At 62.4% G+C, this 24,356-nt stretch carries 23 protein-coding genes; 7 read left to right on the forward strand and 16 right to left on the reverse strand.

Annotated elements, in window-relative coordinates:
* Positions 1–223 precede the first annotated feature (223 nt).
* Complete coding sequence (locus NKI25_RS08495; RefSeq protein WP_352998352.1) at positions 224–1,321, forward strand: S1 family serine peptidase; 1,098 nt, start codon at positions 224–226, stop codon at positions 1,319–1,321.
* Between the two features lie 67 nt (positions 1,322–1,388).
* Here the strand turns inward: NKI25_RS08495 and NKI25_RS08500 are convergent, their stop codons facing one another.
* A complete protein-coding gene (locus NKI25_RS08500) occupies positions 1,389–1,739 on the reverse strand; it encodes a hypothetical protein (RefSeq protein ID WP_023675228.1) in 351 nt (116 codons plus the stop codon).
* Positions 1,740–1,929: 190 nt separating this feature from the next.
* Between NKI25_RS08500 and NKI25_RS08505 the strand changes: the two genes are divergently transcribed.
* Positions 1,930–2,259, forward strand: a complete 330-nt coding sequence (locus NKI25_RS08505; RefSeq protein ID WP_352568256.1) for a DUF2934 domain-containing protein — start codon at positions 1,930–1,932, stop codon at positions 2,257–2,259.
* A gap of 82 nt (positions 2,260–2,341) precedes the next feature.
* Here the strand turns inward: NKI25_RS08505 and mgrA are convergent, their stop codons facing one another.
* The 7 genes from mgrA to NKI25_RS08540 all read right to left on the reverse strand — a co-directional run bounded on the left by mgrA (position 2,342) and on the right by NKI25_RS08540 (position 9,810).
* Positions 2,342–3,388, reverse strand: a complete 1,047-nt coding sequence (mgrA, locus tag NKI25_RS08510; protein ID WP_352998353.1) for an L-glyceraldehyde 3-phosphate reductase — start codon at positions 3,386–3,388, stop codon at positions 2,342–2,344.
* 129 nt (positions 3,389–3,517) lie between these two features.
* Entirely contained in the window at positions 3,518–4,666 is a 1,149-nt protein-coding gene (locus tag NKI25_RS08515; RefSeq protein WP_023675225.1) for a Gfo/Idh/MocA family protein, read from the reverse strand.
* Positions 4,667–4,678: 12 nt separating this feature from the next.
* Positions 4,679–5,425: a sugar phosphate isomerase/epimerase family protein gene (locus NKI25_RS08520; protein ID WP_352998354.1), complete on the reverse strand. Its 747-nt coding sequence runs from the start codon at positions 5,423–5,425 to the stop codon at positions 4,679–4,681.
* A gap of 105 nt (positions 5,426–5,530) precedes the next feature.
* On the reverse strand, positions 5,531–6,643 hold the full coding sequence (locus tag NKI25_RS08525) for an ABC transporter ATP-binding protein (RefSeq protein WP_352448362.1): 1,113 nt from the start codon (positions 6,641–6,643) through the stop codon (positions 5,531–5,533).
* A 5-nt stretch (positions 6,644–6,648) separates the two neighbouring features.
* Positions 6,649–7,578 (reverse strand): carbohydrate ABC transporter permease, encoded by a 930-nt coding sequence (locus NKI25_RS08530; RefSeq protein WP_023675222.1) that lies wholly within the window; start codon positions 7,576–7,578, stop codon positions 6,649–6,651.
* Complete coding sequence (locus NKI25_RS08535; protein ID WP_352448363.1) at positions 7,571–8,464, reverse strand: carbohydrate ABC transporter permease; 894 nt, start codon at positions 8,462–8,464, stop codon at positions 7,571–7,573. The genes NKI25_RS08530 and NKI25_RS08535 overlap by 8 nt, the downstream gene beginning before the upstream one ends.
* Before the next feature lie 107 nt (positions 8,465–8,571).
* Entirely contained in the window at positions 8,572–9,810 is a 1,239-nt protein-coding gene (locus tag NKI25_RS08540; protein ID WP_292663281.1) for an ABC transporter substrate-binding protein, read from the reverse strand.
* A gap of 393 nt (positions 9,811–10,203) precedes the next feature.
* On the opposite strand from NKI25_RS08540, the gene NKI25_RS08545 reads away from it, so the two are divergent.
* Positions 10,204–11,253 carry a LacI family transcriptional regulator gene (locus tag NKI25_RS08545; protein WP_254816774.1) on the forward strand — a complete coding sequence of 350 codons (1,050 nt, stop codon included), beginning with the start codon at positions 10,204–10,206 and terminating at the stop codon, positions 11,251–11,253.
* Positions 11,254–11,580: 327 nt separating this feature from the next.
* Here the strand turns inward: NKI25_RS08545 and NKI25_RS08550 are convergent, their stop codons facing one another.
* Positions 11,581–12,423, reverse strand: a complete 843-nt coding sequence (locus tag NKI25_RS08550; RefSeq protein ID WP_352641154.1) for a hypothetical protein — start codon at positions 12,421–12,423, stop codon at positions 11,581–11,583.
* A gap of 356 nt (positions 12,424–12,779) precedes the next feature.
* Between NKI25_RS08550 and NKI25_RS08555 the strand changes: the two genes are divergently transcribed.
* Both NKI25_RS08555 and NKI25_RS08560 read left to right on the forward strand, forming a co-directional pair.
* Positions 12,780–13,544: a hypothetical protein gene (locus tag NKI25_RS08555; RefSeq protein ID WP_352620222.1), complete on the forward strand. Its 765-nt coding sequence runs from the start codon at positions 12,780–12,782 to the stop codon at positions 13,542–13,544.
* 71 nt (positions 13,545–13,615) lie between these two features.
* Complete coding sequence (locus NKI25_RS08560) at positions 13,616–14,770, forward strand: SIR2 family protein (RefSeq protein WP_352783613.1); 1,155 nt, start codon at positions 13,616–13,618, stop codon at positions 14,768–14,770.
* Between the two features lie 252 nt (positions 14,771–15,022).
* Here NKI25_RS08560 and NKI25_RS08565 read toward each other — a convergent pair whose 3' ends face one another.
* The 7 genes from NKI25_RS08565 to NKI25_RS08595 all read right to left on the reverse strand — a co-directional run bounded on the left by NKI25_RS08565 (position 15,023) and on the right by NKI25_RS08595 (position 21,248).
* The gene (locus NKI25_RS08565; RefSeq protein WP_095488311.1) at positions 15,023–15,253 is read right to left on the reverse strand and encodes a hypothetical protein; all 231 of its coding nucleotides are present in this window, start codon (positions 15,251–15,253) and stop codon (positions 15,023–15,025) included.
* 187 nt (positions 15,254–15,440) lie between these two features.
* Positions 15,441–16,865, reverse strand: a complete 1,425-nt coding sequence (gene gnd, locus NKI25_RS08570; RefSeq protein WP_352620218.1) for an NADP-dependent phosphogluconate dehydrogenase — start codon at positions 16,863–16,865, stop codon at positions 15,441–15,443.
* A 140-nt stretch (positions 16,866–17,005) separates the two neighbouring features.
* The gene (locus tag NKI25_RS08575) at positions 17,006–18,631 is read right to left on the reverse strand and encodes a copper resistance CopC/CopD family protein (protein WP_023675214.1); all 1,626 of its coding nucleotides are present in this window, start codon (positions 18,629–18,631) and stop codon (positions 17,006–17,008) included.
* Positions 18,632–18,687: 56 nt separating this feature from the next.
* Positions 18,688–19,206 (reverse strand): YcnI family copper-binding membrane protein, encoded by a 519-nt coding sequence (locus tag NKI25_RS08580; protein WP_023675213.1) that lies wholly within the window; start codon positions 19,204–19,206, stop codon positions 18,688–18,690.
* A 25-nt stretch (positions 19,207–19,231) separates the two neighbouring features.
* Positions 19,232–19,768, reverse strand: coding sequence for a copper chaperone PCu(A)C (locus tag NKI25_RS08585; protein ID WP_023675212.1), 537 nt, complete (start codon positions 19,766–19,768; stop codon positions 19,232–19,234).
* A gap of 101 nt (positions 19,769–19,869) precedes the next feature.
* The gene (locus NKI25_RS08590) at positions 19,870–20,226 is read right to left on the reverse strand and encodes a DUF2946 family protein (RefSeq protein ID WP_023675211.1); all 357 of its coding nucleotides are present in this window, start codon (positions 20,224–20,226) and stop codon (positions 19,870–19,872) included.
* 119 nt (positions 20,227–20,345) lie between these two features.
* Positions 20,346–21,248, reverse strand: coding sequence for a GntR family transcriptional regulator (locus NKI25_RS08595; protein WP_023675210.1), 903 nt, complete (start codon positions 21,246–21,248; stop codon positions 20,346–20,348).
* A 256-nt stretch (positions 21,249–21,504) separates the two neighbouring features.
* On the opposite strand from NKI25_RS08595, the gene NKI25_RS08600 reads away from it, so the two are divergent.
* Positions 21,505–23,010, forward strand: a complete 1,506-nt coding sequence (locus NKI25_RS08600; protein ID WP_023675209.1) for a UxaA family hydrolase — start codon at positions 21,505–21,507, stop codon at positions 23,008–23,010.
* A gap of 329 nt (positions 23,011–23,339) precedes the next feature.
* On the forward strand, positions 23,340–24,335 hold the full coding sequence (locus tag NKI25_RS08605) for an ABC transporter substrate-binding protein (RefSeq protein WP_023675208.1): 996 nt from the start codon (positions 23,340–23,342) through the stop codon (positions 24,333–24,335).
* Positions 24,336–24,356 lie beyond the last annotated feature (21 nt).

Raw genomic sequence — 24,356 nt, forward strand, 5'->3', positions numbered from 1 at the left:
AAAATAATCCAACATTGGCAACGACAAATTGCTTTCACATAGCCCGTGGGGGGCTATAGGATTTTGGGCGGGTTTGGCTCGACAGCACGACTAGCAGAAATGGTACTCGGCTTTGTGACGGATCGTGCTTCGCCGTGGAGCATGATCTCACCGGCCGGTTCCATTTCAGTGGATCATGCGTCGGCGACTGACCTGTCGGGAACATCGTCTCAGGGGGTTCGAGGTGAAGATCATCCATAGGTTCAGACCGATTGCCGCCGCCGCGCTGCTCGGCATCGCGGCGGCCGTGCCGGCCGTCAATTCCGTTCATGCCGGAGACGCGGCCGCCCGGCCGGAGGCGGCGATCTCGCCGATGAAACGCGTGGCCGGGGCCAGGGCCAAGGCCAGGGTGGAGAATCCCGACGGCGCCGATCGCGTCTACGGCGGCAAAGAGGCCGAGAAGGGCGCTTACCCGTTCCAGGTCGCATTGTTGACCACCAACAGACTGGACAAAAGCCCGGCCTCGCAGACGAATGCGCAGTTCTGCGGCGGCAGCCTGATCGCGCCGCAATGGGCGCTGACGGCGGCGCACTGCCTCAATGACGACGGCGGGCCGATTTCGCCTGATGTGGTCACCGTGCTCACCGGCGCCACCGATCTCAGCGAGGGCAAGCGCTACAAGGCGGCGGAGATCATCATCAACGAGGGCTACAGCGAGCAGACGCTGGACAACGATCTCGGCTTGATCCGGCTGGCCGAGTCGGCCGATGCCCCGACCATCACAATTGCCCGTGAGCCGACACCGGACACCGGTAAGACGACGGTCACCGGTTGGGGCAAGATGCAGGACGGAACGTTTCCCACCGCGCTGATGGTCGCCGACCTGGACCTCCAGCCGAACGCAACCTGCAACAGCGGCATCAAGGCGATTTATGCGCATGATTTGAAGGCAGCGCTCGGCGAGCTCGCCCGCCGCATGCGTTACTCGGAAAGGGGCATCGAGGCGGCCGCCAACGCGATTGCAGCCGATATGGCCGATCCGCTGACCGGCAACATGATCTGCGCCGGCACCGCCAGCGGCGAGCGCGACGCCTGCAACGGCGACAGCGGCGGACCGCTGTTCATGACCGGCGCCGATGGTCCGGTGCAGGTCGGCGTCGTCAGCTGGGGCGAAGGTCCGGCCGACGGCAGCACCGCCTGCGGCCACAAGAACGCCTACGGCATCTACACGCGGCTGGCGAATTACACCGGCTGGATCGAGGAGAAGATGAAGACGGCAGCTCCCGCACCGGCAGCGCCCAAGGCGGCCCTCGGCACGGCGCAGAAACCGGCCACGCCCTGACCGGTGTCATTTGCTGAATGACGGCGGGAGCAATCCCGCCGTTTCTGCCCGGAACCTTAGGTTGGGACTAGAACCAGCGATCGCGGCGCTGGTCTGTGGCGGCCAAGGCGAGGCCTAGTAGCGCCCCTACGGCCGCTCCGAGTATGAAGGCGGACGATATTGTGCCGGGATTCTCCTGGACAACCCCGGACACTGTCTGCGCCCTGTTGCGCAGGGCTTGTGCCGTCCGCGAGGCGCGCTCAGCAGCGTTGCCATACCAATCGCCGGCGTCCTCGATCGCCTCTTCCGCGCGTTCCGCCAAGGTTCGGTTGATCTTGTTGATCTCGCGCCTCAGCTGCGCGACCTGCTTCTCCAGGGCTTCCTGAGCTTCACGTTGAGTCATCTTCGGTGCTGCGGATTCGTTCGGTTCGTCGGCCATTGTAATCTCCTTTGCTCAGGCTCGGCTCAACGGCCGGCCCACTGTGCAGGTTCCTCCGCAAAACGCGTATGTCCGGTGTTTGTTCGGTGAGAAACCGGCTTTTGTCCGGCATGTCTGCGAATTCGGCATCAACATCGGATCGTTCCGGCGCTCCCCGCGTTGGTGAAAACGCCACAAGGGAGGAACCGCCATGGACGACGATCGGCATGAAAAAATTCGGCAGCGAGCCTATGAAATCTGGGTGCGCGAGGGCCGCCCGCACGGCGCACATGAGCGTCATTGGCAGCAGGCGAAACATGAGCTTGACCTCGACGACGCGACAACGGTGCCGGCAGATGATGGCGCGGCCGAGCACGGTCCCACTGGAACGATCGCCAGTTCCGACGTTCTGACGGTCGAGGCACTGGCGATGCGCACCGGGATAACCGGTGATCAGGCGCAAGAGCTGATCGACAGGCTTGGCAACGACAGAGCGACGCTCGAGGAAGCCGCGCGGAACCTCAAGGCAGCCGAAAGTTAGCCGCTGGCCACCGTGTCGAAGACAGCTACCAGTTCGCGCTGCCGCGTCTTTTCGATGAAACCGGACCGCAGACCGTCGTCGCCTACTTCCTCGGCGGCCCCTTGCGCTCGGCCGATGCCGCCCAGAGATTGATGTCCGACTCGCGGGCAAAGCTGTCGATCTCGGCGAGCTCTGCATCGCTGAAGTCGAGCGCCTCAAGCGCGCCGACGCAATCCTCGACCTGTTCCGGCCGGCTGGCGCCGATCAGCGCCGACGTCACCCTGCCCCTGCGCAGCACCCAGGCCAGCGCCATCTGCGCCAGCGTCTGGCCGCGGCGACGGGCGATGGCGTTCAGCGCCTCGATATTGGCGACGGACTTGTCGTTGATGAATGCCGGGCGCAGCGACTTGCCCTGGCTGGCGCGGCTGCCATCGGGGATGCCGCCGAGATATTTGTCGGTCAGCATGCCTTGCGCCAGCGGCGAGAACACGATGCAACCGACGCCAAGCCCCTCCAGCGTATCGAGCAGGCCGTCATCCTCGACCCAGCGGTTGAGCATCGAATAGCTCGGCTGATGGATCACGCAAGGCGTGCCGAGCTGCTTCAATATATCGGCGGCCTCGCGGGTGCGCTGCGAATTATAGGAGGAAATGCCGGCATAGAGCGCCTTGCCCGAGCGCACCGCGTGATCGAGCGCGCCCATCGTTTCTTCCAGCGGGGTGTCGGGGTCGAAGCGGTGCGAATAGAAGATGTCGACATAGTCGAGCCCCATCCGCTTCAGGCTCTGGTCGAGGCTGGCCAGGACATATTTGCGGCTGCCCCATTCGCCATAAGGTCCTGCCCACATTTCGTAGCCGGCCTTGGTCGAGATGATCAGCTCGTCGCGATAACCGGTAAAGTCCGTCCGCAGGATCTCGCCGAACGCCTGCTCCGCCGAGCCGGGCGGCGGGCCGTAATTGTTGGCGAGGTCGAAATGCGTGATGCCGAGATCGAACGCCTTGCGCGCGATCGCCTGCTTGGTTCTATGCGGCGTGTCGTCGCCGAAATTGTGCCACAGCCCAAGCGAGATCGCCGGCAGCTTCAGGCCGGACCGCCCGCAGCGATTGTAGACCATCCTGTCGTAGCGGTTTTCGGCGGGGACATACGGCATGGGAAATCCTCAAATCGAAACGAGCCCGACGGCTGCCGCCGCGACAGTGGGGCAGTCGAGCTTGCCACCCTTAGCCTCTCCCCGCGCAAACGGGGAGAGGCTTTTTGCGGTGCTTGGGAGGTGCGCCGCCTACTTGGTTTTCTTCTTCGCCAGCAGCTCCTTCGCCGCCTTGACGCCGAGTGCCGCGGGCCGCTCGCAGCTGGTCTGCATGGCGACGAACTTTCCGGTCTCGCCCGAACGCAACAGGCCGGTCATGACGTCGACGGCATGCAGCGCCAGTTCCATCGAGCAGCGGTGCGGCCGGCCTTCCCTGATCGCGATCGCCATGTCGGCCAAACCGGCGGTGCGGTAGTTGGCCATCATGCCTTGCGAATGCATCTCGTTGGGCACGCCGAACGGATGCGGCCATTTCCGCAGCTTCTTCACCGGTTTGGCGGCTTCGGTGTAGCGCACTTCGCCGCCGAAGAAGTTCGGATCCGGCACGAACACCGTGCCCGCCTCGCCATAGAGTTCCATCGGCGCGTGGCCATGGCTCCAGACATCCCAGCTGGTGTTGAGCGTCACCATGGCGCCGTTCTCGAATTCCAGCACGCCGTGGATCGTCGTCGGCGTGGAGACCGGGATCTTTTCACCGGCGCGCGGCTTCGAGCTGATGATGCGTTCCGTCATCGGGATCGAAGCGAAGGCGGCGACCCGCTTCACCGCCCCGATCAGCTGGATCAGGTTGGTGATGTAATAGGGTCCGATGTCGAGCACCGGCCCGGCGCCCGGCTGGAAGAAGAAGTCCGGATTGGGATGCCAGTGCTCCATGCCATGGCTCATCACATGACAGGTGCCGCTGGTGATTCTGCCGAGCCTGCCGGTGTCGATCAGGTCGCGGACAAGCTGGTGCGCGCCGCCGAGGAAGGTGTCGGGGGCCGAACCGATGCGCAGCCCCTTGCTTTCCGCCCGTTTTTTCAGGTCGAGCCCTTCCTTGACCGACAGCACGAAGGGCTTCTCCGAATAGACGTGCTTGCCGGCATCGAGGATCTGCTTCGACACCTCGTAATGCACCGCCGGAATGGTCAGGTTGACGATGATGTCGATATCGTCGGCCTTGAGCAGCCCCTCGACGGTCTCGGCGCGCAGCTTGAACTCTTTTGCCCGCGCTTTCGCCGCTTCCATGTTGATGTCGGCGCAGGCGCGCATCTCGATGCCGCGAAACAGCGGCGCCAGCGAGAAATACGCCTTCGAGATGTTGCCGCAGCCGATGACGCCGATGCCAAGTTTTGTTGCCATGCTGGTGTGCTCCTAATAGGTCTTGGCGGCTGCGATCGAGCGGCGGGCGAAGCGCTCGATATCGTTGGGATTGTCCTGTTCCATGACGTAGTATTTTGCGGCGCTTTTGGCGTGTAGCGCCTTGATCAGGCCGGGCCAGTCGATGGTGCCGTGGCCGACGTCGGACCAGCCGTCCTCGTCGACGCCCTCGCCCGGCTTGGCCAAGTCCTTGACATGGACGGCGACGATGCGCTTGCCGTGCTTCTCGATCCAGGGCAGCGGATCGACGCCGCCGCGCACCACCCAGGCGACGTCCATCTCCCAGCCGATGTCGGGCGCGGAGGACAGGATATGGTCCTGCGGCACCGAGCCGTCGGCAAGCGCCTTGAACTCGAAATCATGGTTGTGCCAGGCAAAGCCATAGCCGGCTTTCCTGGCCGTCTCGCCGACCTTGGCTAGGCGTTCGCCGAAGCCGCGCCAGCCGGCTGTGTCGGCCGGCCTGAACTCGGCGTTCAGGAACGGGCAGATGAGCAGCGTGATGCCGAGCGCGTCGGCCGTCCTGCGCACGCCGTCGAAATCCTTCTCGAGCGCGTCGATCGAGAAATGCCCGGTCGGCATGGCGAGCCCGTTCTTGTCGAGCTCGGCACGGAACGCCTTGGGATCGTCATAGACGCCGCCGAACCCTTCGACTTGGCTGTAACCAAGCTCCCCCAGCATCTTGAGCACGCCCTCCCAGGGCTGGAAATTGCGGGCGCTGTAAAGTTGGAATGACCAGTTCATCGTCTCTGTCCGTTTTCTTGTGGATGGTTAGTTTTGGGGGGATGAGTCTTGGGGGAGTGGAAGAGTCTTGGGGAGTGGGAGAGTCTTGGGAGGCTAAATCATGCTCTAGAGGCGGTTACCTGTGGCGGCGTCGAAAAGCGAGGCGCGCATCGGGTCAAAACCGATGCCGACCGCCTCGGCGTTGTTTGGCGTGCGCTCGGCTGTCACCCGCACCGTGAAATTCTGGCCGGCGAGCTTCAGCCAGACCAGCGTGTCGGAACCCATGGGCTCGACGACCTCGACATTTGCCGTGGCTGCGAACGGCCATCCCGTGCCGCTGTTGAACGCCACGTGCTCGGGGCGGATGCCGAACACGGCCGGCCCTGGCACCGGGTCCTTCTCGAAAGCATAGGTGGCAAGCGGTATCCGCACATCCTCGGCGACGAAGTGCCAGTCGCCTGCCGCTTGCTCCAGTCTGCCGTCGAGGAAGTTCATTGCCGGCGAGCCGAGGAAGCCGGCGACAAACCGGTTGACCGGCCGGTTATAGATGGTCTGCGGCGCATCGAGCTGCTGGATGACGCCGCCCTTCATCACCGCGATACGGTCGGCCAGCGTCATCGCCTCGATCTGGTCGTGGGTGACGTAGATCATGGTGTTCTCGAGCTTGCGATGCAGCAGCTTGATTTCGACGCGCAACTCCGCGCGCAGCTTGGCGTCGAGGTTGGAGAGCGGTTCGTCGAACAGAAAGACATCGACGTCACGCACAAGTGCGCGCCCGATCGCCACGCGCTGGCGCTGGCCGCCGGACAGCGCCGCCGGCTTGCGATGCAAAAGCGGTTCGATCTGCAGGATCTCGGCGGCCCGGGCGATGCGCTTGGCGATCTCGTCCTTGGCGAGGCCGGCAACGCGCAGCCCGAACGACAGGTTCTTCTCCACCGTCATCTGCGGATAGAGCGCGTAGGACTGGAACACCATGCCGATGCCGCGATCCTTGGGCTCTTCCCAGGTGACGTTCTTGCCCTTGATGAAGATGCGGCCTTCGGAAACGTCGAGCAGCCCGGCAATGCAGTTGAGCAAGGTCGACTTGCCGCAGCCGGACGGGCCGAGCAGCACGATGAATTCGCCTTCGGCAACATCGAGGTTGAGCGTCTGCAGCACCGATATCGCACCGAAATTCAGCGACAGGTTCTGGATCGAGACGCTGGTGCCGTTTGCCGCAATGCTGCCGTTTGCGTTCATCGCCATCATCCTTTCACCGCGCCGGCGGCGATGCCGCGCACAAACAATTTTCCGGACAGGAAATAGACGATCAGCGGCACCAGGCCGGTCAGGATGGTGGCTGCCATGTTGACGTTGTATTCCTTCACGCCTTGCACCGAGTTGACGATGTTGTTGAGCTGCACCGTCATCGGATAGGTGTCGGGGCGGGTGTAGACGACGCCGAACAGGAAGTCGTTCCAGATGCCGGTCACCTGCAGGATGATGGCGACGACGAAGATCGGCAGCGACATCGGCAGCATGATGCGGAAATAAATGCCCCAGAAGCCGGCGCCGTCGACACGCGCTGCCCGGAACAGCTCCTCCGGCATGGAGGTAAAGTAGTTGCGGAACAACAGTGTGAGGATCGGCATGCCGAAGATGGAATGGACGATCACCAGGCCGCTGAGGCTGCCGTAAAGGCCGACTTCGCGCAGGATGATGACGATCGGATAGATCATCACCTGATAGGGGATGAAGGCGCCGACGATCAGGATGATGAAGAAGGTGTCGGCACCTTTGAAGCGCCAGTTGGCAAGCGCATAGCCGTTCACCGAGGCGAGCGCGATCGACAGGATCACCGACGGGATCGTGATGCGCACGGAATTCCAGAAGCCACGCGACAGCCCGTCGCAGTTGAGCCCGGTGCAGGCGCTCGACCAGGCCTTGACCCATGGCTCGAAGGTGATCTCCATCGGCGGCGAGAAGATGTTGCCGAGGCGTATCTCGGGCATGCCTTTGAGCGACGTCACCACCATCACATAGAGCGGCAAAAGATAGTAGAGCGCCACCACGATGAGCGTGCCGTAGAGGAAGATGTTGCGGCGCGAGAACATATGCCGCGGCTTCGGCCCGCTCGGCCCGTACGCTTCGAGCGTGCCGGGGCCGGCCGGCAAGGAAACGGTATGGTCAGACACGCTTCTTGCCTCCGAACTCGAGATAGGCCCACGGCACGATGACGATGATGACCGACAGCAGCATCATCGTCGAGGCGGCGAACCCCTGACCGAGGTTCTGGGCGAAGAACATATAATCATAGACATATTTGGCCGGGACTTCGGAAGCGATGCCGGGCCCGCCGCTGGTCTGGGCGACAACCAGGTCATAGATCTTGACGATACCGGCAGCGATGATGACGAGCGTGGTGATAAACACCGGCCGCATCATCGGTATGATGATGAACAGATAGGTCTTCCAGGTCGGTATCCCGTCGACCCGCGCGGCCTTCCAGATATCCTCGTCGATGCCGCGCAGGCCGGCCAGCATCAGGCACATGATGAGCCCGGTGCCTTGCCAGAGAGCGGCGATCAATATGCCGTAGATGACGATGCTGGAATCATAAAGCGGATTGAAGCTGAAGCTCGTCCAGCCGAGGCTGCGCACCACTCCCTGGATCCCGAACTCGGGGTTGAGCAGCCACTGCCAGACGAGACCGGTGACGATAAAGGACAGGGCGAAGGGATAGAGGAAGATGGTCCGGAACGTGTCCTCGAACCGGATCTTCTGGTCGAGCAGGGCGGCAAGCAGGAAGCCGATGACCAGCGAGAACAGCAGCGACAGCACGCCGTAGATCAGCAGGTTCTCGATCGAGACCAGCCAGCGCGGCACCGACCACAGCCGGTAGTACTGGTCGAGCCCGACGAAATTCAGCCGTGGCAGGAGCTTCGAACTGGTGAAGGAATAAAGCACCGTCCACGCGCTGCCGCCGACAAAGATCACCAGCGCGGTGAGGATCATTGGGATCGAGGCGATCTTCGCATTGAGGTTGCGAAAGAGTTGGCTAGGGCGTTCGCTCTTGCTCATCTGCACAGCCGCGCTGGATCGGGTAAGGGCCGGAGGGTCAAGAGGCCTTGACCCGAGCTCCCGACCCTGCGTTTGCAGGGGCGGGAGTGAGGTGGTTGGTCGATCGCTCAATCGGCCGAACCGACGATGGCGGCGAAGCGCTTCTGCGCATCTTCCACGGTCATGTCCTGCTTGGCGAAGAACTCGGAGAAAAGATCCTCCTTCTGCTTCTGCGTATCCTGCGAAAGCAGCTGGTCGGTCCAGGGCATGACATTGCCCTTGGCGAGAATTTCGAGCCCCTTCTTCATGCAGTCGTTCGCCGCCTTGAGGTCGACGTCGCCGCGCACCGGCAGCGAACCTTTCTTGAGATTAAAGGCGACCTGCGTCTTGGGATCGAGCAGCGTGTGGGCCAGCACTTCCTGTGCCTTCGATTTTTCGGGGTCCTTCAGCAGCGGGAAGTAGAAAGCGTCGCCGCCGGTAGCGATCATCTCGTTGAGACCGAGGCCCGGAAGGCAAGTATAGTCCTTGCCGGCGACCTGACCGGCAACCTGGAACTCGCCCTGCGCCCAGTCACCCATGATCTGGCCGCCCGCCTTGCCGGTGATGACCAGGTTGGTGGCCTGGTTCCAGTCCTGCACATTGGTGTTCTTCGCCATCTTGCGAGCGTCGTCCGCGGCCTTGAAGACCTTGGCGACCTCGGGCCCGGCGGCGAATTCCGCGTCCTTGTCCTTGTAGACCTTGAGGAAGGCGTCGGTGCCGCCGACCGCCGCAAGCAGCACGTCGAAAGCGCCGGAGGCCTGCCAGGGCTGGCCGCCGACCGCGAGCGGCTGGATGCCTGCTTTTTCAAGCGCGGGCGCCGCAGCGACATATTCATTCCAGTTCTTCGGCACCGGCACGCCGGCTTTTTCGAAGGCGGCGTTCGACAGCCACAGCCACTGCCAGGAGTGGATATTGACCGGCACGCAATAGATCTTGCCGTCGAGGGTACAGCCGTCGAGCAGGCTCTTCGGCTGCACGATTTCCGTCCACTTTTCCTTGGTGGCGAGATCGGTGAGGTCGCGCATCAGCCCGGCCTGCACCAATTCTTCCGCCTGCCGGCCGTGATTGAACTGGGTCGCGCCCATCGGGTCGCCGCCGGTGATGCGGCTGATCATGATCGGCCGCGCCGTGCCGCCGGAGCCGGCGATGGCGCCGTCAACCCAGTGATTGCCGGTTGCGTCGAAAGCCTTGGCGAGTTCGGCGACCGCTGCCGCCTCGCCGCCGGAGGTCCACCAATGGGTGACTTCCAGATCCGTCGCGGCCGCCGGGCCGGCAAATTGCAGCGCGACCGTCGCAGCCAGCGCAGCAGTCATGAGTTGGTATCGCATTTCGTTCCTCCCAGAATCTGAAACGTTACAGATTTTCGATACGGCAATTGCTTGAGGCGCGCAACCCCTCAGGCGAAGGTGGTATCAAGTTTTTTCGAAGCGCGAATAAAATCGCGCGGCTCGCCGGCCTACCGCATCGCAACAAGAGGGGTTGCACTGCAAAATGGAATGCTGCGACGCCAAAAAATCGGAAAAGCCCGTTCGAATCACGGTTTTGCACCGACTGCAGCACCGCTCGTTCTGCATCTGTCACCAGTGATATGGCGATGGTCGTGACAATCTGTAACGTTTCAGTATATAGCGGTTTCATTCGGTGAGAGCCCGCGGCGAACCCGCGGCCGGCCGATTGCCGGCCTGTCCGGCAACTGTTATGCGCCTGACGGGGCGGGATGAATGAACAGGCATCAAAAAGAGAAGGCCGACGAAGCGTCGGGCCAGGGCCGGCCGACACTGAAGACGCTCGCCTTCATGACCGGGCTGGGCGTCACCACCGTGTCGCGCGCGCTGAAGGATGCGCCCGAGATCGGCGCCGAGACCAGGCGGCGCGTCCAGCTTGTCGCCAAGCAGATCGGTTATCGGCCCAACCGTGCCGGCGTCCGCCTGCGCACCGGCAAGACCAATGTCATCAGCCTGGTGCTCAACACCGAGCACGAGATCATGAGCTTTGTCTCGGATATCATCTACGGCGTTTCCGAAGTCATTGCCGACACGCCCTACCATTTGATCGTGACACCCTACTCGCGCTCGCAGGATCCGCTCGACCCGATCCGCTACCTCGTGGAAACCGGTTCAGCCGACGGCGTCATCATTTCGCGCACGCAGCCGAACGATCCGAGGGCCCGTTATATGCTGGAGCGCGGCATCCCCTTTGCCACGCATGGCCGCACCGATATGGGGCTGATCCATCCCTACCATGATTTCGACAATTACGCTTTCGCAGCCGAGGCAGTGCGCCATCTGGCCGGCCTCGGCCGCCGCCGCCTGGCTCTGTTGGCGCCGCCGGTCGAGCTGACCTATCACGGCCACACGCTCGCAGGCTTTGCCGATGCGCTGAGCGAGGTCGGCGCCAGCGAGATTCCGTTCAACACCGTTTCGATCGATCATTCGATCGAGCAGATCAGAATGCGGACCGCACAGCTGATGCGCCGCGAAAGCCGCCCCGACGGTTTCATCAGCAGCGCCGCCGCCGCGACGCTCGCCATCGTCGCCGGCATCGAAGACGCCGGCCTCAAGCTTGGCCGCGATGTCGATGTGGTGTCCAAACAATCGTCGGAGCTTCTGCACCTGTTTCGCAGCGAATTGCTGGTCGTCAACGAGAACTTCCGACTGGCCGGCGCCGAACTCGCCCGCTCGGTGCTGGGCTGGATCGGCGGCGCCGCACCCGGCACCCTGCAAAGCCTGAGCGAGCCGGGCGAAGTGCAGGCCTATCGCCGTCCCGACTAGAGCGGGATACGTTCAAATTGAACTGGCATCCGGCTCGTTGAAACTGGCATCCGCATTTCTGCGACGCCAGTGATTCCACTTGGCTGCAAAATGCGCGCTGCTGACTGGCAGCCTTGGGCCGTATGGAGAAAGTCCGCTTTGGGAACCAGCGGTGTGGTTAGCTGTCCTTCAGCTTTCGACCCACAACGGAAGTCTGCGCCAAGAACTCAGATCGATGAAGCAGTCGCTCGAAGGCGGCCGGCAAGGGCGCGGTTAAGATCGGGGCCGATGTGGCCACCACGGTGATCCCCGAGACTGTGAAGCGCTATTTGGGACTAACCTGACCGATCAGCCGTAGGTGGCCGACAGCTTTTTCAGAGCACCCCGCAGGCGCTCGAGGAGAGCCGTGAGGATCGCCTCGAAGTCGGTGAGGTCGGTTATGCCCAGCTTCGCGCAAACGCCCTGCAGCAGCTTGTCTCCCATGTCATGGTCAGCCCACAGGCGCACGTCGTAGAGCATGAAAAACGGCTCGATGAGGTTGGTCGTATCGCCGAGCACGTCGCGATAGACGACTTCGAGGAGCTTGTTGCCCTTCGATCCGTCCTTGAAGGCGACGTTCTTCCCTTTGAGGAGTTTCCGGATCTCATCGGTGTTGACGTTCTCGTTGATGATCTCGTTCAGCTCGCTGATGAAACGGATGAAATCGTCCTCTGACTGGATGATGATGCGACGGTAGCGCCGCACCGCCTCGATGCGATCCTTGAAGGAAGTGGGCTTGTAGAGCCGCAGGCCGTGCTTACCGGCGAAAGCGGCGTTCCATTTCTCCAGCTCGTTAATCGTCTGGATGGCGATCGGGGATTGTGTGAACTGAGCATCGATCTGCGCGTCGTAGAACTCCGACTTCATGTCATGCTGTGCTGGGATGTTATGCTCTCGCCAATGGTGCTGCTCGGCCGCAGGTTGATCTTGCAGATCCCCGAGCCACGCGATCACCGCCCCCTGGGCATTGATCCCGAACGACATGTAGTGGTCCGGCCAATAGATGGTGCCGTAAGTCTCGCTCGCGAACTCCACCGCGTTCGTCTTGCTGTAGAGGTGCTTCACCAGCACCTCGTTGTCGAAATAGACCGGCGTGAGGAAGCCGTCGCCCAGGCCTTCCTTGGGGTCAAAAACGAACGTGACGCTGCTCATCCAGTCGTTCCTATATCGGCCGCCGTTAGGTGCCGCTCTATATAGGCAAGTTCTTCGCCGACTGCCCTTTTTTTCACAAAGCCTGTCGCAATCATCCTGCAAATGCCAGTCTCCACGATATGTCTGCTTCGGGGCGCAGCCGCGGGGCAGAAGGCCGACTGTCCGGTCTTGGGTCGGGTCCATCAGAAACCGAAGTTCCGCTACGCGCGCTCCCGTGCAGAGCGCTGCAGAAGTTCCGCGCTAATATTGCGGTGGCAAAATCTTCACTCCGCGGGCACAAGCCATTATACATAACGTGAGTTCGGTCCGAAGGCGCACTACATGCTAAAGGCAACGGGCCGAAGGGGACAAGACAGATGGAGAGCAGCCCCGACTGGCAACCGACACTCATCCACATTGAACCCGAATTTACCAAATTCGTGCCGACCTTTCGCAACGGTCAGATCGTGCGTGACCTGATGCCCGACCAGCCGGAAATGGTCCTGAATGCAGACTTCTATTTTCCTGACGACCGTGTGATCGTGGAACTGAAGTGCATGGAAACGGACTCTCGCGATGCCTATCCCGAGCGCGTCGCGCGGGCGTTTACGCATTTCGGGCACACGGGCAGCGAATTGATGGGCTTTCTGTTTCGCGGCGAGCCCATGCCGGAGCGAGTCGCGGCCCGCCTCCGCCAGCAGATCGCCAATCCTCTGCGGCAGGCCCTTCGCAAGGCAAACAAGCAAATTGCGGCCACCAAACTTCACCTAAAAATTCCAGATGCCTTTGGCCTGGCGATGTTCGCAAATGACAATAATTTCGGGCTCAGCCCTGCGGACGCACTTGCTATTCTCAGCAATGCCGCTTTGGGGCTTTCGGAATGCCATGTCGATGGCTTCGTCTATATGACACCGAACGTCTATCACCACACAGGAGACGATATCGCCAGGTCCGTATGGGTCCCGCTTTATGCGGAAGGCAAAGAGTCCCTGGCTGATTTCGTCAATCCTTTCGGTACCGCCTGGATCGACTGTGCGGAACAATTCGGCGAGCCGTATTTGGAGCGCTGGAAAGGCGACGAGTACGATGTTGGCTTCCTGACCGGAAAGCCCATCGAACGCTTCCGCCGGAGCCGCAAGTAATCGAGCGTCCGCAAAGTCATACAGCATGACCGGCAGTACGTTTCGGGGTATACTTTTTGAAGGGGGCGCCGATGCCGGACAAGTATAGACTCATTATCCTTGGAGCGGGGTTCTCGCGGCCTGCTCAACTGCCGCTGGCATATGATCTATGGAAAGAAATCCGCGAAACGGCTGCGGCCTTTCCTTCCGACCGGCGGGCTTCGAAATTCAACAACGATCTTGAGCACTACATTGAATTTCGCAGAGATGCGGCTGGCGAAAGTCTGACGCCGGAGACGGTGGATTTCGAGGACTTCATGCGCTTCCTCGACGTCGAACATTATCTTGGCCTCCGGGGTGGTGATACGTGGAGTCAGGACGGCAATGAGGGAACCATCGTCACGAAATATCTGATCGGCAGCATTCTGGCGCGGCACGTCAACGCGCTCAACACTGTGCCCGATCTCTACATCGAATTCGCAAAACGCCTCGAGCCGGACGATTACGTCATTACCTTCAACTACGACACGCTTCTGGAACGCGCGCTTGATGCTATCGGCAAACCTTACCGCCTGTTTTCGACCCGGTTCAAGGAAGTGACTCAGTTTGGCGGTACGATCGATAACGACCGGGATGAGGTCGTCATCCTCAAAATGCACGGCTCCATTGACTGGTTCGACCGCACCGGCTTTGAGCGCAGAATTGCCAACCATGCAAAGATGGGCGCGCCGCCTCCAAAAGACATCATATTTTCCGATGAGGCTGGCCTCGGCCTTGAGCGACTGACCGATGGTCCCCGCCAAGAGTCGGACCCGCTGAAAAATATCTATCGCGCGAAGAACCTGAAGGCGCTTTACGATAAAGATCTTCTGTTCATGGCGACGCCGCGCATATTGCCACCATCGGCCACAAAGCTGCTTTATGCCACGCGTCTCAATGATTTTTGGGAGGGGATGGGCAATGGCGGCTACTACAATTTCGGCATGGCGATCGTCGGCTTCTCTCTGCCCGGCCATGATGATTACGCCAGGCAGATCCTCTACAGCCTCGTGACAAACTACCAGCGGCACAAGTGGGAAACCGACGAGCTGGGCCGAAAAAAGACGCCGCTTGCCATCGTCGATTATTTCCCCGATGCCGCATCCGAAGCGAACTTCCGAGAGCGCTATCGCTTCGTGGATTGGTCGCGCGCCGATCTGAGCGGAAACGGCTTCAATCTTGGATCACTCGACAAGATATTCGTATGAGCCCGTTGAGGACGCAGCATTTCAGACTCCGAAGTCAGAATAATGTTTAATAGCGAAGAAGCTATTGCATCCTGATCAATGCGGTTCCGGTTCCGGATGGCGAAGGCATTTTCGCAACGACGGCTTTCGGGCTGTTCGCGCCACGGGTCGAAAGACTGATATGAGGCGCAGTCCCGACGTCCAGATGGCGAACCGCCGGACCGGCCCGAGAACTCCCAACGGCGCGCTTGAGATCACCCGCGCGCGGCTCTACTAGTCCGAAAACCTCACGCTCACGCCGCGCTGCCGAAAATAGGCCTGCATCAACTTGCGCCCCGAGCGGTTGTTCTGCGCCAACTTGGTCGGATCGAACACCGCCTGTTTTATCCCTTCTCGTGTCAGCGCCGCTTTAAGCGTCGCGATATGTGCGTCGATGTCGGCATTATCCGCCCGCAGCGAGGCATAGATACTTTCGGTCGCCTGGGCCACGGTCGGTTCGCTCACAGGTGTCGTCCTTTGGTTGGTTGAGCGGCGGCTTACCACAGATTCGCGGCTCCGCCGATACCGATGAGACCGTCAATCGTCTCTACCGGCATAGCAGGTTCCTGGCGCGACCCGACACCCAGTTGGTCGCTGGAGATATCTGCCTTCTGACAACCGCAAAATTGGACTCTAGGTCCAAGTCGCGACGCTAACCCGCCGCGCCGCTTCCCCAAGGACCATGGAAAGCGCCCTGCCCATCGATGCGCTCGAAGCCGTGCGCGCCGAAGAAATCGCGCTGCGCCTGGATCAGGTTCGAGGTGCCCCGGCCCTGCCGGTAACTGTCGAAATAGGCAAGTGCAGATGACAGGGCCGGCACCGGCGAGCCGGCTTCGGCCGCCCTTGCGACGACACGGCGAAGCGACGGATGTGCCTCCTGCATCAATGAGACGAAAGCCGGCGCCATCAACAGGTTGGTGGCTGCACCGCCGGCGCCGAAGGCCTCCGCCATCGTATCCAGCAATTGCGAGCGGATAATGCAGCCGGCCCGCCAGATCTTGGCGATGACCGGCATCGGCAGGTTCCAGTTGAATTCCTTCGACGCGCCGCTCATCACCGCGAAGCCTTGCGCGTAGGCGGCGATCTTGCCAGCAAACAGAGCCAGCTCGAGATCGGCGAGCAGGGCGTCCCTGTCTCCGGAAATCTTGCTCACGCCGCCGGCATAGACCTTTTCGGCGGCAAGCCGCTCGTCCTTGATCGACGACAGTACGCGTGCCGCCACAGCCGCCTCGATCGCGGTGGCCGGGATGCCGAGCTGCTGCGCCTCGATCACCGACCATTTGCCGGTGCCTTTCTGGCCGGCGCGGTCGAGGATGATGTCGACCACCGGTTTGCCGGTCTTGGGATCGTCGGCGGCCAGCACCTTGGCGGTGATCTCGATCAGGTACGAATTGAGCCTGCCCGTGTTCCACTGGGAAAACACCTCAGCGATCTCTTTCGGCCCCATGCCGAGCCCGTCGCGCAAGATGCCGTAGATCTCGGCGATCATCTGCATGTCGGCATATTCGATGCCGTTGTGGATGGTCTTGACGAAATGGCCGGCGCCGTCGGTGCCAAGCCACGCCGCGCAAGGCTCGCCCTTGAACTTGGCCGAGATCGCGGTCAGCACCTTTTCGACGCGCTTCCAGGACTCTTCGGTGCCGCCGACCATGATAGAGGGACCGTGGCGTGCGCCCTCCTCGCCGCCGGACACGCCCATGCCGATGAAGGTCAGGCCCGAATCGGTAAGTTCGGAGAAGCGCCGCATCGTATCGCGGAAATTGGCATTGCCGGCGTCGATGACGATATCGTTGGCCGACAGCACACCGCGCAATGCCGCGATCTGCTCGTCGACCGGCTTGCCGGCCAGCACCATGATGATGATCGGCCGCGGCGGCCGGATCGCGGCGGCCAGTTCTTCGAGGCTGTAGCAGGGCACCACCCTATCCCGAAGCGCGCCGGCATTTTCGACAAAGGCATCGGTGCGCGCCGCGGTGCGATTGAAGACGGCGATGCGGTGCCCCTTCTCGGCGATATTGAGCGCCAGGTTGGAGCCCATCGTGCCAAGGCCGATCAGGCCTATTTCGGCTTTTTCCATCGTTTCTTCCCTGCTTTCGGATCTTGTTGGTTTGAGCCCGCGATTGGGTTGGACGCCCATTCTTGATGGCGATGATTGACGGGGGTTCGCGGCCGCGTCAACCGCCTCGCCGAATTGTGTTGCGCGGACCAGCGCCGTCTTCACGGCCTGATGTCGATCGGCGCCTCTATCTTCACCATCTCGAAATCCGAGACCAGGATGTCGAGCCGCGCCGTCCACCGGCCGGCGACCGGGATGACGAGATCGTCGACGCGCCAGGTACCGTCGCCGGGCTTCGTCGCCGGGCGCTTGATGGGTTCGATGCCGGAATCGGGCTTTGACAGCACCAGCGTTACCTGCTTGGCGTCGAGCGGGCCGAAATCGCCGGTCATGATGAAGATCGAAGCGGCAACAGCTCCGGCATGGCCGGGCGCAATGCTGAGGTCGGCCATCGCTTGCAGCGTGTGGATATGCACCGACGCCGGCTGTGCCGCGGCGATCGCCAGCGCGCGCGGCGGCGGCGTGAAGCGCCAGCCGGCGGCAACGCCGAAGATCGCCAGCACGATCAGCAGCTCGATGGCGATGGAGCGGGCCAGCCGCCGCTGGACTTCTGTTTCGCCCGCCTCAGCCGGGGCCGTAAGCTTGAAGCGATTGACGGCGGCGAGTGTGAACAGAAAGACGAGCAGCACCAGCTTGAGCAGCAGCAGCCGGCCGTAAGCGGTATGGACCAGCACCGACGTCGTTTGCACCTGGATGACGGTGAGCACGATGCCGGCTGCCGCAAGCACCGCCACGACGAACAGGATCGCTCGTGAAAACCGGCGCAGCAACGGCCCGGCTTTGTCCGGCTGCCGTTTCAAGGCAAGACCGAGCGGCGCCAGCGCCCCGGCCCAGACGGCGATACCAGTGGCGTGCAGAAACACCATCGGCCGGGTCAGCCATTGCGGCTCGGCGGCACTGGCATGCCCGCTGGCGGCAAGTGCTGCGCCAACGCCAACCAGTCCGGCCAAGGCCAGCGGCTTTGCGTCGGCGGGCGGCACGACCAGCGATAGCAGGCCAAGGCCGAGCGCCATCAGCGCGATCAGCACCGTCCAGCCGAAGCTGGTGCCAAGCCCGGTCTGCCAGATGACCGGCTGCGCCAGCCGGGCAAGCGGCGCGCCGAGTGCATCCAGCCCCTGGAAACCGAGCGACAAGAGTGCGGCGGCCAGCCCGCACAGGATCGCGGCGACGATCATGTTCTGGCCGGATCGGCCGCCTTGCGCCAGCCAGGCCTGCGCAAAGGCACCGCCGACGCCGAAAAACAGGCCGATGTATAGAAAAACCTTGCCGATCCAGATCGCCGTTCGAAGCGCCCGGTCGACAGCTTCGGAGGCGGCCGGCGCAGCACTCGGCGCACCGACCGAGAACAGCACCGAGCCGCCGACCGGATGCCCGTCGGCGGAGATTACCCGCCAGCTCAGCACATGCGTGCCCGACGTCAGCGCCTGCGGATTGTCAATCTCGACGGTCTGGCCGCTGAGCCGGAAAGAGCTCAGCGGGATCGACGTCCCGTCGGGCCGCACCAGCGTCAGCACCAGCGGCGAAACCGGCTCGCTGAAGGTCAGCGACATCTGCGACGGGCTCTGCGCCAGCACCGCACCGTCAGCCGGCTCGGCCTTGATCAGCGCCGCATGGGCGAAGGCTGCGTTTGGCGCGGCAATGGTGGCAAGCAGCACAATCGCAGCCAGCAGGCCTATGGCAAGCCGGCCGGTTGTGCAGGCCGTTCGCAGGATCGATGCCGCGCTCATGTCACCGCCACAAAGACAGCGGCGCGCTCTTTCGGATAGAGCGCGCCGCGTAAGGATCACTTCTTCGGCAGCAGCTTGAGGCCGGGCGCCGGAAATTCCAGCGCGTCCTCAGCCTGCCCGGCCGCCGGAATCTCGATCCAGCGATCGGCAACCCCGTCACATTCCTGCACCACCGGGAAATGCAGCGTCTGGCCTGCCGGCAGGTCGGACGCCAGCGTCGCGCGAAAGACGAATTCGTCGTAGAACTCGTCCGGCAGGCTGCCGGCGCTCCAGTCGATCTCCTTGACGCCGCTGGTCACTGCCTGGCCGTAGAGCTGGTAGGACTTTTCGTATTTGCCGTTCTTGACCTGCAGTGTCCAACCCGGCTTCGGCATCGGTTTGACCGAGAGCACCCCTTCCGGGATCTGCACGCGCAGCGCGGTCGTCGCCTTGCCCTCGCAGCCATGCGGCACCCGAAGAACCGCCTTGTAGGTCGAGCCCACCGCCGCCTCCGGCGTTTCGAGCGTGATGTGGGCAAAGGCCGCGCTGGTCCCGAGGGCAAGAAGCACGCAGCCGGGCAAAAGAGATTTCTTCATGATGCTACCTCTCGAAGCGGCCAAGTCAGTCGTCGTCCTGGGGCGCCGCGCTGCCGATGCCTTGCACGGCGAATTCAATCTGCACGGGCCCGGCTTTCTCGAAGGTCAGCGTGGCGGAGAACGTTTCGCCCTCCTTGGGCTGCCGCTTCAAATCCATGAACATCAAATGATAGCCGTTAGGCGCCAGCGCGACCTTGCCGCCAGCCGGGATTTCGAGGCCGCCGGTGACCGGCCGCATGGTCATGACGCCATTGCTGACGCCCATCTCGTGCAGTTCGGCCTTGGCCGAAATGTCGGAGGTGATCGACAGCAGGCGATCCGGCGCACTGCCGGTGTTGGTGATGGTGAAGTAGCCGCCGGCCACCTTGGCGCCGGCTGGCGTGGCGCGCGACCAGGGGTGCCCGATCTCGAGATCGCCAAGCTTGAACTCGTGTGCCAACACCGTCTGGGCGCTGGCGAACAGGAGGGCAAGAACGCAAAGGGCGATGCCGAGACGCTGCTCGAAACTACCCAGTGCGAAGCGCCTGCGGCTGGATGCGGCAGCGCGAAAAGAGTGAGACATGATTGCTCCGTGGACTTTAAGGGGGATCGCGCCGATTGCCGGTCGCGAACGATGTCGATAAACGCGCCGGCAAAGCGCTGCGCGGCGCGAACCAGAACGGATCAGGCCGTCGCCGGTGGTGCACGCGGATTGGACGGAGTGCGGGCGCGGGCGAAATCGCGATGCCGGAAGGCCGGCAGGAAAAAGGCGATGGTTTCGATGGAAAGGCTGCGAGCCAGGCTCCCGGCTGCATCCAGCGGCGCGTAGACCGCCGAAACGAGATTGCAGCCAAGCATGCAGCAAGCCGGCATGTGCTGCTGATGCGGATCGCCGGCGGGGAGTTGCGCCGCACCGTCATGGGTGCAGATCGTGTTGCCGAAAGCATCGAATTGCGAGGCGTTCGGCGCGACGCCGGAAGCAAACGCGCCGAATATCGACTGGAGCATGAAAAGCCACGCCGCGGCGAACGCGACCGGCATGCTCCATCGTCTCCGGCGTATGGTCAAGAACCAGCCTCTTCACGCAGCAACGTCAGCTCTCTAGCACGGAGCCGGCGGCCGGAAAATCGCCAAAACGTTGCTGCGGCAACGCAACACAATCACGCGCGTTGCGGCTGCCTGCCCTCGGGAATGGACGTCAGCAGCGTGTGGCGGGCCGATTTCAGGTGCTTGCGGCAGGCGGCGTCGACCTTGGCGAGATCGCGCGATTTGAGCGCGGCGATATAGGCGAGATGCTCCTGGACCGCGACTTCGTTGCGCTCGCGCTCCTGCGCCTTGTTCCACTGGTAGTGGTAGTGGAAGATCATGGCGATGACGTCGTAGAAATCGACGATGAAGCGGTTGTGCGACGCCCGATGGATCAGCCGGTGAAAGCGCTCGTCAAGCTCGGAGAATTCGTTGAAGCGCACGGCGATCTCGCGCTCCAGCCGGTGATGCTCGTCTTCCAGGCGGTCGAGGTCGGTCCACACCGGGCTGTCCTCGGGCAGAGCGGCAAAGGCTGCGGCCGAGCGCAGTTCGAACATCTCGCGGATTTCGGTCAACTCCAGCGCGAAGGCGCGGGTAAAGCCTTTCAGCACCCAGTGGCTGTTGCGGCGCTTCTCGATCAGCCCGAAGCGCGAGAAGCGGATCAGGAATTCGCGCACGCTGGTGGTGCCGACGCCGATCTCACGCGCCAGTTCGAGCTCGTTGATCTGCATGCCGGCTTCGGCACCGCTGGCAAGCAGCCGCCGCATGAAGGAGCGCTCGATGATCTCGGCCAGCGTGTCGGTTTCTTCCTCGGGGAAGAAATCGTCCGGTCGCGGTTCGCGCAGGACCGTCTTGCTGCGCTTGTTCCAGTCGATCAGCCCGGTTTCTTCCATGCGCGCAAGGATAGTGCGGACCGTCGTGCGGCTGACGCCGAGCAGCGTACCCAGCTCCGGCTCCGAAGGCAGGCTCCTGGTTTCGTCGAGCAGCCTCAGACCGCGATTATAGGCGTCCTTGTAAACGTTGTTGCTCTTCGACATCCCCTGCCCCGTGGCGCATCTGCGTTTGCGGCCAGTGTGAAGCGTTTCTCGCGCATGAAACCGGTACCTTTTCGGAAAACATCATGCGCAACGCTAGTTTTGGTTGTAGAGCCTACTTCTCGCATCCAAAAGACGCGTCGCGCTCTGGCGAAAAAACAATTGACGCAAAAATGTTTTTTCACGATAAAAGACATTATATGTTAAGAGCCGCGTGTCAATCCGCTCGCGCACCCAGGAACACACCCAGGAAGCTCCCGTGAACGCCGCAAACAGCATTCTTCTGTCTCCCGCCGACAATGTCGCGGTCGCCAATGGCCGCATCGAGATCGGCACCGTGCTGCCGGGCGGCGCCGTCGCCGCCGCAGTGATCGAGCCGGGCCACAAAGTGGCGATCAAGCCGATTGCGGCCGGCGAGGCCGTGGTCAAATACGCCCAGGCGATCGGCCGCGCCACGCAAGACATCGCGCCCGGCGAGCATGTCCATTCGCACAATCTGGTCTTCGAAAGCGGGCGTTTGCCGGTGGTGCCGCCGAGCGAGGCAGTGCATGCGACTGAGGCCGACCGCGCCCGCACCTTCATGGGCTACCGCCGCGCCGACGGCCGCGCCGGCACGCGCAACTTCATCGGCATTCTCGCCAGCGTCAATTGCTCGGCCACCGTCTGCCACGCCATCGCTGACGCGGCGAACCGCACGCTTCTGCCGCAATATCCCGGCATCGACGGCTTCGTCCCGATCGTCCACGGCCAGGGCTGCGGCATGAGCGCCACCGGCGACGGCATGATGGTGCTGCATCGCACGCTGGCCGGCTACGCCCGTCATCCGAATTTTGGTGGTGTGCTGATGGTCGGGCTCGGCTGCGAGGTCAACCAGCTCACCCTCTACGGCCAGAAGGGCGTTGCCGCGGGAAAACGTCATTTCAACATCCAGGAAGCCGGCGGCTCGCGCAAATCGGTCGAGAAGGCGTTGGTCGTGCTGGCCGAGATCGCCGAGGAGGTCGGCAAGCTTCAGCGTGAGCCGATCCCGGTCAGCGAGATCGTCGTCGGCCTGCAATGCGGCGGCTCCGACGGTATGTCCGGCATTACCGCCAATCCGGCGCTGGGTGCCGCGGTCGACATTTTGGCCGGCGTCGGCGGTGTCGGCATCCTCTCCGAGACGACGGAGATCTACGGCGCCGAGCACCTGCTCGCCTATCGCGCCGCCACCCCCGAGATCGCCGCCAAGCTCGACGGTTACGTGAAATGGTGGGAAGACCATGTCGCCAAACATGGCGCTTCCATCGACAACAACCCCTCGCCGGGCAACAAGCGCGGCGGCCTGACCACCATCCTGGAAAAGTCGCTCGGCGCGGTCGCCAAGGGCGGCCAGACGCCGCTCAACGGCGTCTTCGGCTATGCCGAAAAGGTCATCGGGCACGGGCTGGTGTTCATGGACACGCCCGGCTACGACCCGGTCTCGGCCACCGGCCAGGTGGCGGGCGGCGCCAACGTCATCGTCTTCACCACAGGCCGCGGCTCCTGCTTCGGCTGCCGGCCGACGCCGTCGATTAAGGTCGCCAGCAACTCGACCATGTATCACACGATGGAAGAGGACATGGACGTGAATTGCGGCGTCATCGCCTCGGGCGAAAAGACCATCGCCGGCATGGGCCGCGAGATCTTCGAACTGATCGTCGAGACGGCTTCGGGCCGCAAGACCAAGAGCGAAGAGTTCGGCTACGGCGACAACGAGTTCGTGCCTTGGCATCTCGGAGCGACGCTCTAAGCCGGACATGCGCAATAGTCGCGAACACCGGACGTGATCGCCAGGCGTCACAGTTCCAACGCTCCCGAAAAAGAATGAACATTCCATATTGACTGGATGATGGAATTAATATTCCATGCGACGTATTGGAGGAGATTGGCAGCGGAGTTCCGAGGGAGCAAGCTTTCCCGCCCAGCCATTCGAGCGGCCATCAAACATCGCTTGCGCCGACCGAGGTGATGCACTATCAAAATGCGGTAAATGTTTTTTATTGATAAAGTTCCGTTTGGGCCGCGCCATCCGAATGGAGCTTCCGTAACATTCACCGGGCGACTTAGGGAGGACTCCTAATGAAATTCGTGACCAGCATTCTCAATCGCCGCGCCTTCGTGGCACTCGCAGCCGCCTCGATGCTTGCCGGCGTGATGCATTCGGCGCCGGCATCCGCGGCCGACGCGACCATTCCGATCATCGTCAAGGACACCACGTCCTTCTACTGGCAGATCGTTCTGGCCGGCGCCCGCAAGGCCGGCAAGGATCTCGGCGTCAACGTGCCGGAGCTCGGCGCCCAGGCCGAGACCGACGTCAACGGCCAGATCTCGATCCTCGAAAATGCCGTCGCCGGCAACCCGGCGGCCGTCGTCATTGCGCCGACCGAAGCCAAGGCGCTCGGCAAGCCGATCGACGAGGCCGCCACCAAGGTCAAGATCATCGGCATCGACTCCGGCGCCGACTCCAAGGCCTTCACCTCGTTCCTGACCACCGACAACATCCAGGGCGGCCGCGTCGCCGCTGACGGCCTTGCCGCAGCCATCGGCGAAGCCAATGGCGGCAAGGTCGAGGGCGACGTCGCCCTGATCACCGCGCTTCCGGGTGCCGGCTCGCTCGAACAGCGCGCCCAGGGTTTCAAGGAACAGCTCGCCGCCAAATATCCCGGCCTCAAGCTGGTCGCCGACAAATACGCCGACGGCCAGGCCACCACCGGCCTCAACATCGCCACCGACCTGATCACCGCCAACCCCAACCTCAAGGGCATCTTCGCCTCCAACCTGATCATGGCGCAGGGCGTCGGTCAGGCGATCGCCGAGAACAGTCTTGCCGGCAAGGTCGGGCTGGTCGGTTTCGACAGCGACGAGAAGCTGATCAAGTTCCTCAATGACGGCGTCATTTCGGCTCTCGTCGTTCAGGATCCGTACCGGATGGGCTATGACGGCATCAAGACGGCGCTCGCCGCCTCGAAGGGCGAGAAGGTCGAGGCCAATGTCGATACCGGCGCCAATTTGGTTACCAAGGCCAACATGAAGGATCCGAAGATCGACGCGCTGCTCAACCCGAAGCTCGACTGAGCATAGCCGCAAGTGAACTGT

This window comes from Mesorhizobium sp. M0808 (assembly GCF_040320025.1).
GTDB lineage: Bacteria > Pseudomonadota > Alphaproteobacteria > Rhizobiales > Rhizobiaceae > Mesorhizobium.

Excerpts from the sequence above, each read along its gene's own strand:
- NKI25_RS08500 (WP_023675228.1), bottom strand. The coding sequence starts at position 1,739 with ATGGCCGACGAACCGAACGAATCCGCAGCACCGAAGATGACTCAACGT.
- NKI25_RS08505 (WP_352568256.1), top strand. The coding sequence starts at position 1,930 with ATGGACGACGATCGGCATGAAAAAATTCGGCAGCGAGCCTATGAAATC.
- mgrA (WP_352998353.1), bottom strand. The coding sequence starts at position 3,388 with ATGCCGTATGTCCCCGCCGAAAACCGCTACGACAGGATGGTCTACAAT.
- NKI25_RS08515 (WP_023675225.1), bottom strand. The coding sequence starts at position 4,666 with ATGGCAACAAAACTTGGCATCGGCGTCATCGGCTGCGGCAACATCTCG.
- NKI25_RS08520 (WP_352998354.1), bottom strand. The coding sequence starts at position 5,425 with ATGAACTGGTCATTCCAACTTTACAGCGCCCGCAATTTCCAGCCCTGG.
- NKI25_RS08525 (WP_352448362.1), bottom strand. The coding sequence starts at position 6,643 with ATGAACGCAAACGGCAGCATTGCGGCAAACGGCACCAGCGTCTCGATC.
- NKI25_RS08535 (WP_352448363.1), bottom strand. The coding sequence starts at position 8,464 with ATGAGCAAGAGCGAACGCCCTAGCCAACTCTTTCGCAACCTCAATGCG.
- NKI25_RS08540 (WP_292663281.1), bottom strand. The coding sequence starts at position 9,810 with ATGCGATACCAACTCATGACTGCTGCGCTGGCTGCGACGGTCGCGCTG.
- NKI25_RS08545 (WP_254816774.1), top strand. The coding sequence starts at position 10,204 with ATGAACAGGCATCAAAAAGAGAAGGCCGACGAAGCGTCGGGCCAGGGC.
- NKI25_RS08550 (WP_352641154.1), bottom strand. The coding sequence starts at position 12,423 with ATGAGCAGCGTCACGTTCGTTTTTGACCCCAAGGAAGGCCTGGGCGAC.
- NKI25_RS08555 (WP_352620222.1), top strand. The coding sequence starts at position 12,780 with ATGGAGAGCAGCCCCGACTGGCAACCGACACTCATCCACATTGAACCC.
- NKI25_RS08560 (WP_352783613.1), top strand. The coding sequence starts at position 13,616 with ATGCCGGACAAGTATAGACTCATTATCCTTGGAGCGGGGTTCTCGCGG.
- gnd (WP_352620218.1), bottom strand. The coding sequence starts at position 16,865 with ATGGAAAAAGCCGAAATAGGCCTGATCGGCCTTGGCACGATGGGCTCC.
- NKI25_RS08575 (WP_023675214.1), bottom strand. The coding sequence starts at position 18,631 with ATGAGCGCGGCATCGATCCTGCGAACGGCCTGCACAACCGGCCGGCTT.
- NKI25_RS08580 (WP_023675213.1), bottom strand. The coding sequence starts at position 19,206 with ATGAAGAAATCTCTTTTGCCCGGCTGCGTGCTTCTTGCCCTCGGGACC.
- NKI25_RS08585 (WP_023675212.1), bottom strand. The coding sequence starts at position 19,768 with ATGTCTCACTCTTTTCGCGCTGCCGCATCCAGCCGCAGGCGCTTCGCA.
- NKI25_RS08590 (WP_023675211.1), bottom strand. The coding sequence starts at position 20,226 with ATGCCGGTCGCGTTCGCCGCGGCGTGGCTTTTCATGCTCCAGTCGATA.
- NKI25_RS08595 (WP_023675210.1), bottom strand. The coding sequence starts at position 21,248 with ATGTCGAAGAGCAACAACGTTTACAAGGACGCCTATAATCGCGGTCTG.
- NKI25_RS08605 (WP_023675208.1), top strand. The coding sequence starts at position 23,340 with ATGAAATTCGTGACCAGCATTCTCAATCGCCGCGCCTTCGTGGCACTC.